Annotated in this window: 15 protein-coding genes; 11 read left to right on the top strand and 4 right to left on the bottom strand. The window is 70.2% G+C overall.

Annotation, left to right across the window (positions count from 1 at the left end; all coding sequences use genetic code 11):
- The first annotated feature begins 19 nt into the window (after nt 1-19).
- From coaBC to OH802_RS17480, 6 genes are all read left to right on the top strand, one after another.
- Nucleotides 20-1231, top strand: coding sequence for a bifunctional phosphopantothenoylcysteine decarboxylase/phosphopantothenate--cysteine ligase CoaBC (gene coaBC / locus OH802_RS17455; RefSeq protein ID WP_406020491.1), 1212 nt, complete (start codon nt 20-22; stop codon nt 1229-1231).
- A 129-nt stretch (nt 1232-1360) separates the two neighbouring features.
- Nucleotides 1361-2560 (top strand): methionine adenosyltransferase, encoded by a 1200-nt coding sequence (gene metK / locus OH802_RS17460; RefSeq protein ID WP_141804886.1) that lies wholly within the window; start codon nt 1361-1363, stop codon nt 2558-2560.
- A gap of 118 nt (nt 2561-2678) precedes the next feature.
- Nucleotides 2679-4748: a primosomal protein N' gene (locus OH802_RS17465; protein ID WP_406020493.1), complete on the top strand. Its 2070-nt coding sequence runs from the start codon at nt 2679-2681 to the stop codon at nt 4746-4748.
- Nucleotides 4749-4803: 55 nt separating this feature from the next.
- Entirely contained in the window at nt 4804-5349 is a 546-nt protein-coding gene (gene def, locus OH802_RS17470; RefSeq protein WP_091041329.1) for a peptide deformylase, read from the top strand.
- Nucleotides 5349-6269, top strand: a complete 921-nt coding sequence (gene fmt / locus OH802_RS17475) for a methionyl-tRNA formyltransferase (RefSeq protein ID WP_406020496.1) — start codon at nt 5349-5351, stop codon at nt 6267-6269. Before def ends, fmt begins: the two co-directional genes overlap by 1 nt.
- A 124-nt stretch (nt 6270-6393) precedes the next feature.
- Nucleotides 6394-7713 carry an RsmB/NOP family class I SAM-dependent RNA methyltransferase gene (locus tag OH802_RS17480; RefSeq protein ID WP_406020498.1) on the top strand — a complete coding sequence of 440 codons (1320 nt, stop codon included), beginning with the start codon at nt 6394-6396 and terminating at the stop codon, nt 7711-7713.
- Between the two features lie 4 nt (nt 7714-7717).
- Here the strand turns inward: OH802_RS17480 and OH802_RS17485 are convergent, their stop codons facing one another.
- Nucleotides 7718-8524 carry a hypothetical protein gene (locus tag OH802_RS17485; protein WP_406020500.1) on the bottom strand — a complete coding sequence of 269 codons (807 nt, stop codon included), beginning with the start codon at nt 8522-8524 and terminating at the stop codon, nt 7718-7720.
- A complete protein-coding gene (locus OH802_RS17490; RefSeq protein ID WP_406020502.1) occupies nt 8521-9036 on the bottom strand; it encodes a SigE family RNA polymerase sigma factor in 516 nt (171 codons plus the stop codon). The genes OH802_RS17485 and OH802_RS17490 overlap by 4 nt, the downstream gene beginning before the upstream one ends.
- Before the next feature lie 103 nt (nt 9037-9139).
- Here OH802_RS17490 and ligD point away from each other — a divergent pair, with 103 nt between their 5' ends.
- A complete protein-coding gene (gene ligD, locus OH802_RS17495) occupies nt 9140-10123 on the top strand; it encodes a non-homologous end-joining DNA ligase (protein WP_406020504.1) in 984 nt (327 codons plus the stop codon).
- Between the two features lie 3 nt (nt 10124-10126).
- Here the strand turns inward: ligD and OH802_RS17500 are convergent, their stop codons facing one another.
- The gene (locus OH802_RS17500) at nt 10127-12400 is read right to left on the bottom strand and encodes an acyltransferase family protein (RefSeq protein WP_406020506.1); all 2274 of its coding nucleotides are present in this window, start codon (nt 12398-12400) and stop codon (nt 10127-10129) included.
- Nucleotides 12401-12624: 224 nt separating this feature from the next.
- On the bottom strand, nt 12625-13515 hold the full coding sequence (locus OH802_RS17505; RefSeq protein ID WP_406020508.1) for a RecB family exonuclease: 891 nt from the start codon (nt 13513-13515) through the stop codon (nt 12625-12627).
- 78 nt (nt 13516-13593) lie between these two features.
- Here OH802_RS17505 and OH802_RS17510 point away from each other — a divergent pair, with 78 nt between their 5' ends.
- The 4 genes from OH802_RS17510 to OH802_RS17525 all read left to right on the top strand — a co-directional run bounded on the left by OH802_RS17510 (nt 13594) and on the right by OH802_RS17525 (nt 18149).
- Complete coding sequence (locus tag OH802_RS17510; protein ID WP_406020510.1) at nt 13594-14766, top strand: site-2 protease family protein; 1173 nt, start codon at nt 13594-13596, stop codon at nt 14764-14766.
- Nucleotides 14767-14811: 45 nt separating this feature from the next.
- Entirely contained in the window at nt 14812-15813 is a 1002-nt protein-coding gene (locus OH802_RS17515) for a tRNA (adenine-N1)-methyltransferase (RefSeq protein ID WP_406020512.1), read from the top strand.
- Nucleotides 15814-15949: 136 nt separating this feature from the next.
- Nucleotides 15950-17713, top strand: coding sequence for a proteasome ATPase (gene arc / locus OH802_RS17520; RefSeq protein WP_406020514.1), 1764 nt, complete (start codon nt 15950-15952; stop codon nt 17711-17713).
- A gap of 205 nt (nt 17714-17918) precedes the next feature.
- Nucleotides 17919-18149 (top strand): hypothetical protein, encoded by a 231-nt coding sequence (locus tag OH802_RS17525; RefSeq protein ID WP_406020516.1) that lies wholly within the window; start codon nt 17919-17921, stop codon nt 18147-18149.
- Nucleotides 18150-18154: the final 5 nt, after the last annotated feature.

Here is an 18154-nt window from a genome sequence, read left to right on the forward strand (position 1 = left end):
CGAGGGGGAGCGGCCGCGCGTGGTCTTAGGGGTCGCCGGCGGCATCGCCGCCTACAAGGCGGCCGAGCTGCTACGCCGGTTCACCGAGTCCGGCCATGACGTGACCGTGGTCCCCACGGCCGCCGCCCTCGAGTTCGTCGGCGCCCCCACCTGGGCGGCGCTGTCGGGCAAGGAGATCGCCACCGGCGTCTTCGAGAACATCACCGAGGTCCCGCACGTACGCATCGGGCAGCAGGCCCACCTCGTCGTGGTCGCGCCCGCGACCGCCAACACGCTCGCCCGCGCGGCCCACGGCCTCGCTGACGATCTGCTCAGCAACGTGCTGCTCACCGCGCGCTGCCCGGTCGTGTTCGCCCCGGCGATGCACACCGAGATGTGGGAGCACCCGGCGACCCAGGCCAACGTCGCCACCCTGCGCGAGCGCGGCAACATCGTCATCGAGCCCGCCGAGGGCCGGCTGACCGGCAAGGACACCGGCAAGGGTCGCCTGCCCGAGCCGGCCGAGATCTTCGAGCTCTCCCGTGCCGTTCTCGCCCACGGCGGGCGTGCCGACCTCGTCGGTCGTCGCGTCGTCGTCTCGGCGGGCGGCACCCGGGAGTATCTGGACCCGGTCCGCTTCCTCGGCAACCGCTCGTCCGGACTCCAGGGCTATGCCATCGCCCGTGCCGCGGCCGCCCGCGGTGCCGAGGTGACCCTGGTCGCCGCCAACGTGACCCTGCCCGACCCGGCCGGCCTGAAGGTCGTACGTGTCGGCACGACCGCCGAGCTGCGCGACGCCGTGGTCTCCGCGGCCACCGGTGCGGACGCGATCGTCATGGCCGCCGCCCCTGCCGACTTCCGGCCGACAGGGGTGAGCGAGGCCAAGATCAAGAAGGCCGCCGACGGGTCGGCGCCCACGATCGAGCTGATGCAGAACCCCGACATCCTCGCCGAGATCTCTCACCACCGGACCAAGCCCGGTCAGGTCGTCGTGGGATTCGCGGCGGAGACGGGCGATGAGACCGGCTCGGTGCTCGAGCTCGCCACGGCCAAGCTGAAGCGGAAGGGCTGCGACCTGCTCGTCGTCAACGACGTCAGCGGCGGCGCGGTCTTCGGCAGCGAGGTCAACAAGGCAGTCATCCTGGGCGCCGACGGAGGCCACGTCGACGTGCAGGAAGGGGCGAAATCCGCCCTCGCAGAGGTGATCTGGGACCAGATCTCCTTACGCCTGGATGAACAACGTACAAACTGACGACACGCCACGCGCCACGATGAGGACCACCCCAACGGTCCTGGGGTTCGGGGTCTATGTTTGTCGACCAGAACGATTGACGTTTGCCTACCTGTTCAACCCACACGAACCTTTGAAACGGAGCTACACGTGACCGGACGTCTCTTCACGTCGGAGTCGGTGACCGAGGGGCACCCGGACAAGATCGCCGACCAGATCAGCGACACCGTGCTCGACTACCTGCTCGAGCACGACCCCAAGAGCCGGGTGGCTGTCGAGACCCTGCTCACCACCGGCCTTGTCGTCGTCGCCGGCGAGGTGACCACCGACGCCTACGCGCCGGTCGCCCAGCTCGTGCGCCAGAAGATCCTGGACATCGGCTACGACTCCTCCCTCAAGGGCTTCGACGGCCACTCCTGCGGTGTCCAGGTCGCCATCGGCGCCCAGAGCCAGGACATCGCCCAGGGCGTCGACACCGCCGAGGAGCACCGCCTCGACAGCTCGGTCGACGAGCTCGACCTGCAGGGTGCCGGCGATCAGGGCCTGATGTTCGGCTACGCATGCGACGACACGCCCGAGCTGTTCCCGCTGCCCATCAAGATGGCGCAGACGCTCGCCGAGCGGCTGACCGCGGTCCGCAAGGACGGCACGCTGGACTACCTGCGTCCCGACGGCAAGACCCAGGTCACCATCGAGTACGACGACGAGAACAAGGCCGTCCGCGTGGACACCGTCGTCCTCTCGACGCAGCACGCCGAGGAGACCACCCAGGAGCAGTTGCACGCCGACATCAAGAAGTACGTCATCGAGCCGGTGCTGGAGCAGTTCAAGTCGTCTGTTCCCTTCGACGGCTACAAGCTCCACATCAACCCGACCGGTCGCTTCGTCGTCGGTGGCCCGATGGGTGACGCCGGCCTGACCGGCCGCAAGATCATCGTCGACACCTACGGCGGCATGGCCCGCCACGGCGGCGGTGCCTTCTCGGGCAAGGACCCGTCGAAGGTCGACCGCTCGGCTGCGTACGCCATGCGCTGGGTGGCCAAGAACATCGTCGCCGCGGGCCTGGCCCGTCGCGCCGAGGTCCAGGTCGCCTACGCCATCGGCAAGGCCCAGCCCGTAGGCGTCTTCGTGGAGACCTTCGGCACCCACACCGTGCCCGAGGCCAACATCCAGAAGGCCGTCCTGGAGGTCTTCGACCTCCGCCCGGCCGCGATCCTGCGCGACCTCGACCTGCTCCGCCCGATCTACGCCAAGACCGCTGCGTACGGTCACTTCGGCCGCGAGCTCCCCGAGTTCACCTGGGAGCGTACTGACCGCGCCGACGCCCTCAAGGCTGCTGCCGGCGCCTGATCCACCGCACCCCCTTATCGCCGAGTCGGCGCGTTCTAACGCGCCGACTCGGCGTGGTTTTTGGTCAGGACGAGCCGACTCGGCGGTTTGTCGGCGCGGGCTGGTAGGAATGTCGGTTGTGAGCCGGGGACCGCAGGAGGCAGCCGGGGCAGCGGAGCTGGAGCTGCCCGGGCTGGTGCGCGACCGGGTCAAGGAGGGGCGGGCGAAGGCCGCGGCGACGCGGGCACGGAAGGCCGCCGAGGCGACGATCGCCGAGGTCGATCCGGTCGCCAAGGTCCTGGTCGACCTGCCGATGGCCCACCTGGACCGGCCCTTCGACTATGCGGTCCCGGCCTCGATGGCCGAGGAGGCGCAGCCCGGGGTCCGGGTGAAGGTGCGGTTCGGCCCCAAGGACGTCGACGGGTTCGTCGTGGCGCGGGCGGAAGCCTCCGAGCACGCGCACCTGCAGCCGCTCAAGCGGGTCGTCAGCTCCGAGCCGGTGCTCACGCCGCAGGTGGCGGCGCTGAGCGAGTCGGTCGCCTGGCGCTACGCGGGCGCCCGGGCCGACGTCCTCCGGCTGGCGATCCCGCCCCGGCACGCGTCGACCGAGAAGGAGCCCTCAGCGGTCGCCCCGGCCGGGCGGCCCTTCAACCCCGCCGCCGCGGCAGCGGCCTGGGCCGGTCACGAGCCGGCGGCAGCGTTCCTACGACATCTGGCCTCCGGCGGGGCTCCGCGCGCGGTCTGGCACGCCGCCGCCGGCACCGACCACGCCGACCTGATCGCTCACGCCACCGCGACGACGCTGGCCTCCGGACGCGGCGCGCTGGTCGTGGTGCCGGACTGGAAGGACCTCGCCCGTCTCGACACCGCGATGACCAAGGTTCTGGGGGAGGGGCAGCATGCCGTGCTGGCCGCCGACGCCGGTCCCGCGTCGCGCTACCGGGAGTTCCTGCGGGTCGCCCGGGGCGCGGTGAAGGTCGCGATCGGCACCCGCGCGGCGGCCTTCGCGCCGGTGCACGACCTCGGACTGGTGGTCGTCTGGGACGACGGCGACGACCTCCTCGCCGAGCAGCGCTCGCCCTACCCGCACGCGCGCGACGTACTGCTGCTGCGCGCCGAGCAGGAGCAGGCGGCAGCGCTCGTGGGCGGCTTCGCGCGGACCGTGGAGGCCGGGTTCCTGGCCGAGACCGGCTGGGCGCAGGAGATCCGCCCAACCCGGGCGCTGGCCCGCGAGCGGGTGAGCATCGAGATCACCGGCGACACCGACTTCGACCTCGAGAAGGACCCGCTCACCCGCGCCTCGCGGGTGCCTCGCGAGGCCCACGAGATCATCCGGACGGCACTCACCACCGGACCCGTCCTGCTGCAGACGCCGCGGCGCGGATATGCGGCCTCGCTGGCCTGCGACAGGTGCCGTACGCCGGCCAGGTGCTCTGCCTGCCAGGGGCCGCTGCAGCTCGGCGGACCGGCCGCGCCGCCGACGTGCGGCTGGTGCGGTCACGTCGAGACGGCGTGGGCGTGCGGAGCCTGCGGCGGGTTCGGGCTGCGGGCGCCGATCATCGGCGAGGCGCGTACGGCCGAGGAGATGGGCCGCTCCTTCGCCGGGGTGCGGGTGGTGACCTCCTCGGCAGGGGCGGTCAAGCAGACGGTGCCGGGCACACCGGCGATCGTGGTCGCGACCATCGGCGCCGAGCCCGTCGCCGAGGGCGGCTATGCCGGGGTGCTGCTGCTCGACACCTGGCTGCTGCTGGGGCGGCCGGATCTGCGTACGGACGAGGAGGCGCTGCGCCGCTGGAGCAACGCCGCGGGGCTGGTGCGGCCCGGTGGGCGGGTGCTGGTCGTCGGCGACCCGGCGCTGTCGGTGCTGCAGGCGCTGGTGCGCTGGGACCAGCCCGGGTTCGCCCAGCGTGAGGCGGCCGCACGGCAGGAGGCCCACCTCCCGCCGGCGTCGCGGCTGGCCACCATCACCGGCACTCCCGGAGCGCTCGACGACGCGCTCACGCTGCTGGCGCTGCCGCCGGGCGCGGAGGTGCTCGGGCCGGTCCCGGCCGAGCCCACCTCGACCGGTGAGCCACGGCTGCGCGCGGTCGTACGGGTGCCGCGACCCCTCGGAGTGAGGCTCACCGAGGCGCTCGGGGAGCTGCAGCGGGTGCGGTCGGCGCGCAAGCTCGACCCGGTGCGGGTCCAGGTGGATCCGCCGACGCTCTGACCCACGCTCTGCCCACGTATTGTGGTCCCGACACGCTCGACCACCTAGGAGAACAGTGGCAGTCCAGCCCATCCGACTCTTCGGCGACCCCGTGCTGCGCAAGCCAGCGATCGAGGTCGTCGACTTCGACAAGGAGCTCCGCAAGCTCGTTGCCGACCTGACCGACACCATGCTCGAGGCGCCCGGCGCCGGACTGGCCGCTCCCCAGATCGGAGTGAGCCTGCGGGTCTTCACCTGGTACGTCGACGGCCAGGTGGGTCACCTGATCAACCCGGACCTGACCCTGTCGGAGGAGACTCAGGACGGGGGAGAGGGCTGCCTGTCGCTTCCCGACATCACCTTCGACTGCCGCCGGGCCCTGTCGGTGGTGGCGAAGGGCTTCGACATGCACGGTGAGCCGGTCACCATCGAGGGCTCCGAGCTGCTCGCCCGGGCCATCCAGCACGAGACCGACCACCTCGACGGCATCCTCTTCATCGACCGGCTCGACGAGGCCGCGCGCAAGGCGGCGATGAAGGAGATCCGGGAGTCGGAGTGGTTCGGCCTGGAGAAGCCCACGGTGAAGGTCTCGCCGCACGCGACGAACGGGTTCGGGTTCTGATGAGGGTCGTCTTCGCAGGTACGCCCGAGGTGGCCGTCCCCTCGCTGGACGCGATCGCCGCCTCGCGCCACGAGCTCGTCGGTGTCGTCACCCGGCCCGATGCCGCCCAGGGGCGCAGCAAGCGGCTGGTGCCCTCGCCGGTGGCCCAGCGGGCCGAGGAGCTGGGGGTGCCGGTGCTCAAGCCGGAGCATCCCCGTGAGCCCGAGTTCCAGGCGGAGCTGAAGGCGCTGGAGCCCGACTCCTGCCCGGTGGTCGCCTACGGCGCGATGCTGCCGCAGTCGGCGCTGGACATCCCGACGCACGGCTGGGTCAACCTCCACTTCTCGCTCCTGCCCGCCTACCGCGGCGCCGCTCCGGTGCAGCGTGCGGTCTGGGCCGGCGAGGAGATCTCCGGGGCCACCACGTTCCGGATCGTGAAGGCGATGGACGCCGGCCCGGTCTTCGGCACCATGACCCAGGCGCTGGCGCCCGACGAGACCTCCGGGTCGCTCTTCGAGAAGCTCACCGAAGGTGGGGCCAGGCTGCTGGTGTCCACGCTCGACGGCATCGAGGACGGCTCCCTCGAGGCGCGCGAGCAGCCCACCGAAGGCGTCACCTACGCCGACAAGATCACCATCGAGGACGCCCAGATCGACTGGACGCATAACGCCGTCGCCATCGACCGGCAGATCCGCGCCTGCACCCCCGCCCCGGGAGCCTGGACGCTGCTCGACGGCGAGCGGTTCAAGGTCGGGCCGGTCACGATGGCCGAGGACACGGTGGCTCCCGGGGAACTGGTCGTCCGCAAGAACGAGGTCCTTGTCGGCACCGGCACCACGGCGGTCCGGCTCGGCCGGGTGAAGGCCTTCGGCAAGAAGGAGATGCCGGCGGCTGACTGGGCCCGCGGCGTACGTCTGGAGTCCGGTGTCGCCTTCGAATAGGGAACAGCCGGGTAGGCGCTCAGGCCCCGGCCGGCGGCCGCAGGGACCGGCTCGATCGGGGCCGCGCGGCAGCACCAAGCCCGCCGATCCGGCACGGCTCGCCGCGTTCGAGGTGCTCAAGGCGGTGCGGGTCGATGAGGCGTACGCCAACCTGGTGCTGCCCCACGTCCTCGGCCGCCTCGGGCTGGACGGTCGCGATGCGGCCTTCGCCACCGAGCTCGCCTCGGGGACGCTGCGGCAGCAGGGGACGTACGACGCCGTGCTGGCCGCCTGCATCGACCGGCCGCTGGCCAAGGTCGAGGCGAAGGTGCTCGACGTGCTGCGGCTGGGCGCACACCAGGTCCTGTCCATGCGGGTGCCCGACCATGCCGCGATCTCGACCAGCGTCGACCTGACCCGGTCGAAGGTCGGTCAGGGTCCGGCGGGGTTCGTCAACGCCGTGCTGCGCAAGGTCACCCGCAAGACCCTCGACGAATGGGTCGCCGAGGTGACGCCCGCGCGCGAGAAGGACCACGACGGCTGGGCCGCGATCGCCTTCAGCCACCCGCGCTGGGTCGTCCAGCGGCTCGCCGAGGCCGTGGGCCGCGACCAGATCGATGCGCTGCTCGAGGCCGACAACGTGCCGCCGTCGGTCACTTTGGTTGCTCGTCCCGGGCGGGCGACGGTCGACGAGCTCGGCGGCACGCCGACGCCCTACTCGCCCTTCGGAGTCACCCTCGACTCCGGCTCACCGGCCGGCATCGCCGCGGTCGCGGAGGGGCGCGCCGGGGTGCAGGACGAAGGGTCCCAGCTCGTCGCGATCGCTCTGGCCGAGGCCGACCTCGACCGGCAGGACTCCGGGACGGAGTCGTGGCTGGACCTGTGCGCCGGGCCCGGCGGCAAGTCGGCGCTGCTGGCCGCCCTGGCGGCGCAACAGGACGCTGCGCTGGTCGCCAACGAGCGCCAGCCGCACCGTGCCGGACTCGTCCTCGCCAACCTGACCGACCGGTCATCCGGTTCGCACGTGGACGGGTCCGCCGGGGTCGTGGCCGGCGACGGGACCAGGCCGCCGTTCAAGGACGCGACGTTCGACCGGGTCCTCGTCGACGCCCCGTGCACCGGCCTGGGAGCGCTGCGCCGCCGCCCGGAGGCACGGTGGCGACGTGCGACGGCCGACCTCGACGTACTCGTCGACCTCCAGCGCTCCCTGCTCGACCGGGCGATCGACCTGACCCGGCCGGGCGGTGTCGTGCTCTACGCCACCTGCTCGCCGGTTCTGGCCGAGACCGAGGGCGTGGTGCGGAGCGTGCTCGAGGACCGATCCGATGCGATCCTCGAGCCGATCGGCGCCACGGCCGGCACGGTGCCCGACAGCGCCGGGCCGATGGCAGGCACCGTGCAGCTGTGGCCACACCGCCACGGCACCGACGCGATGTTCCTGGCGCTGCTGCGGCGCACCCCGTAGCGGCTCAGTCGGTCCACCTGAGCGAGCCCGCGAGCGCCTCGAGCTCGGCGTCGGTGGTGCCCTCCCCGCTCTGGACGCTGATGAAGATGTCGCCGTGCACCTCGGTGAGGTAGGCGCCCGAGCCGGGGCCTGCCTTGTCGGGGCTGGCGCTCCACACCTGGTAGTCCTCCGCCGGGCGGATCACCAGGCCGGCCACACCACCGTCCTCGGACGTGCAGGAAGCCCCGTCGTCGATCAGATACCACTCACACGTCCAACCGGCCGGCTGCTCGACGGGAACCTTGTCGACGAGTCCTTCGCGCGCGCCCTCGGTGGCGATCCTGACCCCCGGATAATCCTCGAGGAGCGTGCCGTTGCTCCAGGTCTGCTCGACCGCGCCGGCCGTCCCGGACAGGACGATGGTGAAGCCGGTCCCGTTGCCCGCAAGACCGCTGACTGCCTGCACCGTGATGTCCATCGTCTTCGCCTCGTCGTTGGTGACGACCATTCCGGTGACCCCGTCGCCGAGGTCGAGACGCTGCCCGGAGGCGAGCGGCGCAGTCGATGGCGAGGCCGACGCGGACGGTGCGCCGGCAGCGCCGAGGGGAGCCTGGTCGACCGCGGTCGTGGTCAGGAGCTGGGAGAGCCCGAGCCCACCTGCGGCGAATGCGCCGACGGCCGCAGCGGCTCCGGCGGTCACGGTGATGCGCCGGCGGCGACGGATGCGAGAGCCCGCGCTGATCGCGCCGGCCGAGATCCGGGCGTAGTCAGGGTGCTGGTCGGCGACCTGCTCGTGCAGTGCCGTACGGAAGCTGGTCTCTGGGTCGTTCATCGGGTGGTCCTCTCCGGGAAGATGTCCGCAACCAGCGGGCGCAGCCGTTCCAGGGCACGCTTCGAGCGGGTGCGGACCGCCGTCTCGGTCAGTCCGAGGTCGGCAGCTGTCTGGGACACGGATCGGTCCTCCCAATAGCGTGCGACGAGCACGGCCCGGTCGGTCGGCGACAGCCGCTGGAGGGCGGCAAGCAGGTCGATCCGGGCGCTGGGGTCGGCATCGCTGCCCGGATCGTCCGGCAGCGTCGAGGTCGGCGTCTCGGCGTTGCGCCGGAGCCGTCGGTGGGAGATGAATCCGTTGAGGAGCACACGTCGTGCGTAGGCCGTCGGGTTGTCCGCCCTGCTGACCCGCCGCCAAGACGCGAAGACCCGGGCGTACGTCGTCTGGGTCAGGTCCTCGGCGAGGTGATGGTCACCCGTCAGCAGCAGCGCGGTGCGGTAGAGCGCGCCGCCCGTCGCGTGGACGAAGTCGGCGAACTCCTCGGCGGGGGTCATCGCGGTCGATGTGCTCACATCCCTTCGACGCCTCGGGATGAGGTCCACGTGACACCCCCGTGAGGATCTGGATCAGCGAGTTTCGTTTCACCGCATCATCTCAGCGCCTACGCTGGCGAGCATGGCCAAGGCATCGCCGTCGGTGGAGATCGAGGTGGACAACCGCGTCGTCAGGATCTCCAACCCCGATCGGGTCTACTTCCCATCCCAAGAAAATGGCAGAGCCGGGGCGACCAAGCTCGACGTGGCGCAGTACTACCTCGCCGTTGGGCCGGGGATCGTCAACGCGCTGTGGGAGCGGCCGTGCATGCTGCACCGGTTCCCCAAGGGCCTGGCGGGGCCGAAGGTGCACCAGAAGCGGCTGCCGCAGGGGGCGCCCGACTGGATCGAGACCGTACGCCTCTACTTCCCGCGCTGGGGCCGCACCGCCGACGAGCTCTGCGTGACCGAGCTCGGCGCGGTGATCTGGGCCGTCCAGATGTCGACGGTCGAGTTCCACCCCTGGAACAGCCGCCGCGAGGACACCGAGAAGCCCGACGAGTGGCGTATCGACCTCGATCCCGGTCCCGAGTGCCCGTTCTCGACCGTGCAGACGGTGGCGGGCGTCGTCCGCGAGATCCTCGACGAGCTGGGCGCGGTCGGCTACCCGAAGACGAGCGGTGGCTCGGGGATGCACGTCTATGTCCGGATCCCGGCGGAGCACGGGTTCGGTGACGTACGCCGCGCCGCGCACGCCTTCGCCCGCGAGGTCGAGCGCCGGGCACCCAAGCTGGTCACCACGGCCTGGTGGCGCAAGGATCGCGACCCGGCGCAGCTGTTCGTGGACTTCAACCAGAACACGAGGGACCACACGATCGCGTGTGCCTACTCGATCCGCGGCGTCGCCGACGGCCGGGTCTCCACCCCGATCACCTGGGAGGAGACCAAGGACGTCGACCCGCGCGAGTTCACGATGCGTACGGTGCCGGCACGGTTCGCGGAGATCGGTGACCTGCACGCCGACATCGACGACCATCCGTTCTCGATCGAGCCGCTGCTCGAGTGGGCCGACCGCGACGAGCGTGACGGCGCCGAGACACCACCGGAGCCCGACGACGCCGGGTGAGCGTCACCAGACCTCGAGGCGCTCGCCCAGGGTGCGACCGAGCTCCTTGGAGTAGGTCGCGGTGAGGTGGTGGCCGTCGCGGTGGGTGATGGTGTCGCCGACGACGGTGGTGCAGATGCCGACGCTGTCGCAGAACATGTCGTCGAGGTCGACGGTCTCGACCCGAGCCGCCTTGGCCGCCTGCATCTGCAGGTCGGCGCCGTCCTGCTGGCTCTCGAGCGGCTTGTAGGTGCAGGGCGAGAGCGTCTTGTTGCTGCTCAGGCACGTGGCCGGGTCGAACTCGAGCGCCGGTACGTCGCGCACCCACACGGTGCGCTTCGCTGCGGGCTTCACCTGGGACAGCAGCCTCTGGTAGCCGCGGTAGACGGCACGGCGTACGTCCGCGCGGTCGGTGTGCCGGCCCGAGGAGTCGTGGTAGGCGGCGCTGATCGGGCGCGAGGAGATCAGCAGCAGGTCGGGGCGGAGCTTCTTGACCGAGGAGAGCATGAAGTCGTGGAAGTCGTCGCACGACGTCATCGGGTCGGTGCTGTCGATCTTGTCGGGCGTGACCAGCGAGACCGTGCACTGCGGCATCGCCAGCATGTAGGCGCGGTAGCCGGAGCGCTCGGCGATCTCCTCGACCGCCGGCGTCCAGTGGCGGGCGTGGGAGTCGCCGATGACCACGATCGTCTTCTCGGCGTCCGCGTCACCGCGCGGGCACAGCTTGCGTACGTTCGTCGCGTAGTAGTTGCACTCGCCGACCTCCTCCACGTCGTCGGAGAGGTTGGTGAGGCCCGGCTTCAGGTTGGTGGGGATCGCCTGGTTCTTGCGCGCCGCGAGCACCGAGGCCTTCACCAGCGCCGGGAGCGGGTCGGGCTCCTGCGCCTTGGCGGCGGGCGGCGCGGCGCTCGACCCGGGCCGGTCGGGCTGCTTGGACTGACCGGAAGGCTCGGAGGAATCGGCCTCCGCCAGCGTGATCGCCGGCTGGTAGCCGTCGCGGGCGGTCCCGGTGGCGTAGGTGTTGGCCCCGAAGCAGGTCACCGCGACCAGGGTGATGCTCAGCGGGTAGAGCGCCACCGGGCCCAGCGACCCGGCTCGGCTGAGCACCGGTCGGTGCCACAGGACGCCGCGCCGGAACGGCTCCTCGACGTAGTGGTAGGAGAGCCCCGCCAGACCGAACGCCAGCGCGACCAGGAGCACCTGCTCCCACCAGCGCAGCTCGCGGCCCAGCTGCAGCTCGGCGAGGACCAGCACCGGGAAGTGCCACAGGTAGAGCGAGTAGGACCAGTTGCCGATGACCTGCAGCGGCGGCACCGACAGCAGCCGGCCGACCACCGTCGGGCCGTGCCACAGCGTGCCGGCCACGATGATGAAGACGCTGCCGAGCACCGGCACCAGCGCCGGGGTGCCCGGGAACGGGGTCGCGTCGTTGAACTGCAGGCAGGCGCACACGATGAAGAACATCCCGAACGCCGAGAGCACCTGCGCCCGCCACCGCGCGGTGGCGTCCTGTGGCCCGTCGTCGCGGAACGCGATCGCCGCGATCGCGCCCAGACCGAGCTCCCAGGCGCGGGTGAACGGCGAGAAGTACGCCGCCTCCGGGCTGGTCCGGGTCAGCACCGCCGAGGCCAGCAGCGATGCCACGATGACGACGCCGAGGGCGATGACCAGCACGCGCCTGCGCCCGCGTTGGTCGGGCTTGACGGGGCCGTCCGCCACCTTCTCGCTGCGCCGCTTCATCGCCCACAGGCACCCCAGGATCATCAGCGGCCACACCAGGTAGAACTGCTCCTCCACCGCGAGCGACCAGAAGTGCTGCAGCGGCGAGGGCGGCAGCGCTGCCGAGAAGTAGTCGGTCTCCAGCGACGCGAACCGGAAGTTGGCGGCGAACGCCGCCGACCACAGCGCGTCGAGGGCGATCTCCCGAGTGCGTACGAAGCCGAGGAAGAGGGCTGCGTAGACGACCGTCGCGAGGAGCACCACGGTCGCGGCCGGCAGGATCCGGCGGGCTCGGCGCGCGTAGAAGCCGAGCAGACTGACCCGGCCCTCGGTGCGTACCTGCCGCATGAGCTGCTGGGTGATCAGGAAGCCCGAGATCGCGAAGAAGACGTCGACGCCGACGAAGCCGCCGGTCAGCGATCCGAAACCGACGTGCAGAGCGACGACCGCGAGCACCGCGATCGCCCGGAGCCCCTGGATGTCGGGACGGTGACGAGACGAGGTCGCGCTCCCGCTGGTCGAGCCGGTGGACGTGTCCGTCGAGCCCACGAGCAGCCGCACCTCCTCAGCCAAGCGCATCCGTCACATTCGTCGCGACGATAACTCCCGTAACCGGCCGATCCTGGTAGACGCGCCTAGGCCGTGTCTCCCAAAGACACGGCGGCGCGAGCGGCGTTTCGGGCCGATCTGGCAAGGCGGCGCTGCGAAGGCATCCTGGAGGCTGTCGAGCGGCGGCAACGCAGCCAGATCGGATGCGAAACGTTGCGTAGCGGGCGTGGATTTGGGAGACACGGCCTCGGGCCCTAGTCGAGATCGACGTCGTCTCCGGCGGCGACGGGGCCTGCGGTCGCCGGGAGCGGGGGAGGAGTGCCTCCGAAGGCCGGGCACAGCGACTTGTGGGCGCACCATCCGCACAGCCGCCCCGGGTTCGGCTGCCACTCGCCGGTCTCCTGGGCGGTGCGGATGGCCCGCCAGATCGCCTCGGCCTTGCGCTCGGTGGCCAGCAGGTCGGCCTCGTCGGGTACGTAGCGCAGGATGTCGCCCGAGCCGAGGTAGATCAGCTGCAGCATCGCCGGCACCACGCCTCGGGTGCGCCAGATCACCAGGGCGTAGAACTTGAGCTGGAACAGTGCCTTCGCCTCGTACGCCTCGCTGGGCACGCGTCCGCTCTTATAGTCCACCACGCGGATCCGGCCGTCGGCGGCGACGTCGACACGGTCGATGAACCCGCGCAGCAGCAGTTTGGAGTCGAGCAGCGCCTCGACGTAGTGCTCGCGCTCGGCTGGCTCCAGGCGACGCGGGTCCTCCAGGTCGAAGTAGCGCCGCAGCACCTGCCGGCACGACTCCAGCCAGCCCTCCTCTGCCCCCTCTGCCCCCTCGGCCTCGGAGGTGAACAGCGTCGCCAGGGTCGGGTCGAGGCTGCGTACGTCCTCCCACGCCTGCTCCACCATCGACTTCGCCTGCCGGGGCGTGCGCTCGGGAGCGGGCAGGTCGAAGAGGTCCTCGAGCACCTTGTGCACCACGGTCCCGCGTGCGGCCGCCTCCGAGGGTGGCTCGGGCAGCTGGTCGATCGTGCGGAACCGGTAGAGCAGCGGGCACGAGGTGAAGTCGCTCGCGCGGCTCGGTGAGAGCGACCCCAGCACATTGACGCCGTCGACCGGGGTCGACAGCGATTCGGCGGGTGAGGTGCTCATGGACATCGAGACTATTCGCAGGCACCGACAATCCAGGTCGCCACCACCTGACAACCGCCGCTCAAGTACGCTCGGAATGTGGCAGACCCTGACCCACGCCCCGGCGGCGACAAGCCGGTCGAAGAGGCGGAGCCCACCTCCCGAGTCCCGGGCACGATCAAGGTCGGCTCCATCGCCGGCAGCGACGTCCTGGTGACGCCGTCCTGGTTCCTGATCGCCGCGGTGATCGCCTGGGTGATGGCGCCCCAGATCGATGCCGTGGAGCCGGGCCTGGGCTGGTTGACGTACGTCGCCGGCTTCGCGTTCGCGATCGTCCTCTACGGCGCGGTGCTGCTGCACGAGGCGGCCCACGCGATCGTCGCCAAGCGGCTCGGCTACCCCGTGGGCGTGATCATGCTCCACTTCCTCGGCGGCGCGACCGCCGTGGAGAAAGAGGCGAAACGCCCCCGCGACGAGTTCTGGATCGCTGTCGTGGGCCCGCTGGCCTCGCTGGCCGTCGCCGCCGCTGCCTTCGGTGTCTCCTTCCTCACCTCCGGCGGCCTGGTCGGGCTGTTCGTCACCGGCCTGTGGTTCACCAACCTGTTCGTCGGCGTGCTCAACCTCGTCCCCGGCCTGCCCCTCGACGGCGGCAGGTTGCTCAAGGCGGGCGTGTGGGCCGCGACCGGCAGCATCAACCGCGGCAGCATCGTCGCCGGCTGGGCCGGCCGGGTCCTCGCGGTGATCGTGCTGCTGTGGCCCTTCATCCAGGGGCAGATCCTCGGCAACGAGCCGCAGCTCAGGCACTACGTCTTCGCTGTCATCATCGGCGTCTTCCTCTGGAGCGGTGCCTCCGCGGCGATCATGTCGGGGCGGGCGCGCATGCGGCTCCCGCTGCTCGTCGCCCGTGACCTCGCCCGCCGCACCCTGGCCGTACCCGCCGATCTCCCGCTCGCCGAGGCCGTACGCCGCGCGCAGGAGGCCGAGGCCGGCAGCATCGTCACCGTGAGCAGCGGCGGCGAGCCGATCGGTCTCGTCCACGAGGGCGCGCTGCTGGCGACCCCGGAGGACCGTCGTCCCTGGATGGCCACCTCGACGGTCACCCGTCAGCTCGAGGACGGCCTCACCCTCCCGGCCGACATCGACGGGGAGTCCCTGATCCAGGCGATCTCGAAGACTCCGGCACCCGAATACCTCCTGGTCGAGCCCGACGGCTCGATCTACGGCGTACTGGTCACCTCCGACGTCGACGCGGCCTTCCGCGCGGGAGCGTGAGCCGCGGTTTGCCGGGTTGGCCAGGGAAACGGGTAGCCTCGGCGGGTGTCAAGCGCTGATATTCCAGACATCCCGGCCGAGGCCCGAGCGGGCGTGCACCGCGGGCCGCTTCGCGAGGGCGAATGGGTGCGGCTGACCGACACCAAGGGTCGCCGCCACAACTTCGAGCTCGTCGCCGGCAAGCGCTTCTTCTCCAACAAGGGCCACATCGACCACGACGAGCTGATCGGCCGCGAGGAGGGCTTCACCGTCACCGCCTCCACGGGCGGTGAGTACCTGGTCTTCCGCCCGCTCCTGTCGGAGTTCGTCGTCTCGATGCCGCGCGGCGCCGCCGTGGTCTACCCCAAGGACGCCGCCCAGATCGTCGCCATGGCCGACATCTTCCCGGGTGCCTCGGTCGTGGAGGCCGGGGTCGGCTCCGGTGCCCTGACCTGCTCGCTCCTGCGCGCGGTGGGCCCGTTCGGCAAGGTCACCTCCTTCGAGCGCCGCGAGGAGTTCGCCGAGGTCGCGCGCAAGAACGTCGACCAGTTCTTCGGCACCCCGGCGGGGGAGTCCCACCCGAGCTGGTCGCTCAACCTGGGCGACCTCCAGGAAGAGCTGCCGCGCCAGCAGATCCGCTGCGACCGGCTGATCCTCGACATGCTCGCGCCGTGGGAGTGCGTCGACGCGGCGGCCGAGGCGCTCTACCCCGGCGGCATGGTCTGCGCCTACGTCGCGACCACCACGCAGCTGTCCCGCTTCGTCGAGACGGTCCGCGCCCACGGCGGGTTCACCGAGCCGCAGGCGTGGGAGTCGCTCGTTCGCGACTGGCACGTCGAGGGTCTCGCGGTCCGGCCGGGTCACAAGATGATCGGCCACACCGCGTTCCTGGTGACGGCGCGAAGGCTGGCGCCGGGCGAACGCGCGCCGCGCAAGACGCGCCGACCTGCCCCCGGGGCGTACGGATCTGATTACACCGGCCCGCGCCCGGCCGACATGCCGGCTCCCGAGCCCGTCGTGGAGGTCCTGCCCGAGACTCTGCCTGATGCTGGCTTCGAAGTGGACTGAGTCCGCTCTGCAGAACGTGTGCCACGGGTTGACACGAACTTGGCCGTTGTCGACGAATAGTGTCCAACACCGGTAAATCCTTCTCCGCTCCTGCCCCTCACCCTTGTAGGGTCGAGGGAGTAGAGGAGGTGTGCTGATGTCGACATCCGATGGATTCCATTCCGAGGGGCGCAGCCCCGAGGAGCTTGAGAGTCATGTCCGTTTCCTCGAAGCTGAGGTGACCGACCTGCGGCACAGACTGACCGAGATGCCCGGATCTTCGCGTGGCCTGGAGGCGCGGCTCGCTGACGCGCAGCGCTCCCTGGCCGCCGTGACGTCGCAGAACGAGCGACTCAGCGTGACGCTTCGGGATGCCCGTGACCAGATCATCAAGCTCAAGGAGGAGGTCGACCGGCTGGCACAGCCGCCAGCAGGCTTCGGCACCTTCATCGAGCGCAACGAGGACGACTCGATCGATGTCTTCACCGGTGGGCGCAAGCTCCGGGTGACCGCATCGCCCAACGTCGACCTCGACGAGCTGCGCTATGGCCAGGAGGTCATGCTCAACGAGGCGCTGAACGTCGTGGCCGCGATGGAGTTCGAGAAGGTCGGCGAGGTGGTGATGTTCAAGGAGCTGCTCGCCGACGGTGAGCGCGCCCTGGTGATCGCCAATGCCGACGAGGAACGGGTCGTACGTCTCGCTGAGCCGCTCCTGCAGGACGCGATCCGCGCGGGTGACTCGTTGCTGCTCGAACCACGATCGGGCTATGTCTACGAGAAGGTGCCGAAGTCCGAGGTCGAGGAGCTCGTCCTGGAGGAGGTGCCCGACATCTCCTACGAGTCGATCGGTGGCCTCGCCGGCCAGATCGAGCAGATCCAGGACGCGGTCGAGCTGCCGTACCTCTACCCCGACCTCTTCATCGAGCACCAGCTCAAGCCGCCCAAGGGTGTGCTGCTCTACGGTCCTCCGGGCTGTGGCAAGACCCTGATCGCGAAGGCTGTCGCCAACAGCCTCGCGAAGAAGGTCGCCGCGAAGACGGGAGCGGACGGCAAGTCCTACTTCCTCAACATCAAGGGCCCCGAGCTCCTCAACAAGTACGTCGGTGAGACCGAGCGCCACATCCGCCTGGTCTTCCAGCGGGCTCGTGAGAAGGCCGCGGCCGGCACCCCGGTGATCGTCTTCTTCGACGAGATGGACTCGCTGTTCCGTACGCGTGGCACCGGTGTCTCCTCCGACGTGGAGAACACCATCGTCCCGCAGCTCCTCTCCGAGATCGACGGTGTCGAGGCTCTGGAGAACGTGCTGGTCATCGGTGCCTCCAACCGTGAGGACATGATCGACCCGGCGATCCTGCGCCCGGGCCGTCTGGACGTGAAGATCAAGATCGAGCGTCCCGATGCCGAAGGTGCTCGTGACATCTTCTCGAAGTACCTGGTCCCCGACCTGCCGCTGCACCCGACCGACGTGGGCGAGTTCAGCGGCGACAAGCAGGCCACCGTCGACGAGCTGATCCGCACGGTCGTCGAGCGGATGTACACGGAGTCCGAGGAGAACCGCTTCCTGGAGGTCACCTATGCCAACGGTGACAAGGAGATCCTCTACTTCAAGGACTTCAACTCCGGCGCGATGATCCAGAACATCGTCGACCGGGCCAAGAAGATGGCCATCAAGTCGTTCCTGGACTCCGGCGAGGACTCCGGCCAGAAGGGCCTGCGGGTGCAGCACCTGCTCCAGGCCTGCGTGGACGAGTTCAAGGAGAACGAGGACCTCCCCAACACCACCAACCCCGACGACTGGGCCCGCATCTCCGGCAAGAAGGGCGAGCGGATCGTCTTCATCCGCACGCTCATCACCGGCAAGCAGGGCACCGAGCCCGGCCGTTCGATCGAGCAGGTCTCCAACACGGGTCAGTATCTGTAATCTGTGTCGACCGCACAATCGGCCCGCCACCTGCGAAAAGGGTGGCGGGCCGATTGCTGTCTGCAGGTGATTTCGGTTGGGCTCGACAAGTTCTCGTCGTCCGTGCCGCACCTCCTTGACCGTGAGGCCCTGACTTCCCGTGCCAGCACCGTGTCAACACAGCCTCTTGCGGGCCCGGACCGTGCCCGCAAGAGGCTGGAAGATTGTGTTGACGGAGGAGGGGCGCCGACGCAATCTCACGGGTGATGAACTTTTCGCCACGTGGCTCGAGGCGATGGACCTGGGACGCATCACCGTCGAACTCACCCAGCAGACAGTTCGGCATTACCAGTTGAACTACGAGAACGACATCTGCGGCTTCCTCGGCCCCCGCGACTGTGGGCTGGTCGATCGCGACGACATCGAATCGACTACACAATCGATATTGTCAGACTAATGCCT

Source organism: Nocardioides sp. NBC_00850 (assembly GCF_045207335.1).
In the GTDB taxonomy this organism is placed as follows: domain Bacteria; phylum Actinomycetota; class Actinomycetes; order Propionibacteriales; family Nocardioidaceae; genus Nocardioides.

Coding starts and splice junctions, on each gene's coding strand:
- OH802_RS17500 (WP_406020506.1), bottom strand. CDS start 12,400: ATGCGCTTGGCTGAGGAGGTGCGGCTGCTCGTGGGCTCGACGGACACG.
- OH802_RS17485 (WP_406020500.1), bottom strand. CDS start 8,524: ATGAACGACCCAGAGACCAGCTTCCGTACGGCACTGCACGAGCAGGTC.
- fmt (WP_406020496.1), top strand. CDS start 5,349: ATGAGGGTCGTCTTCGCAGGTACGCCCGAGGTGGCCGTCCCCTCGCTG.
- OH802_RS17505 (WP_406020508.1), bottom strand. CDS start 13,515: ATGAGCACCTCACCCGCCGAATCGCTGTCGACCCCGGTCGACGGCGTC.
- ligD (WP_406020504.1), top strand. CDS start 9,140: ATGGCCAAGGCATCGCCGTCGGTGGAGATCGAGGTGGACAACCGCGTC.
- arc (WP_406020514.1), top strand. CDS start 15,950: ATGTCGACATCCGATGGATTCCATTCCGAGGGGCGCAGCCCCGAGGAG.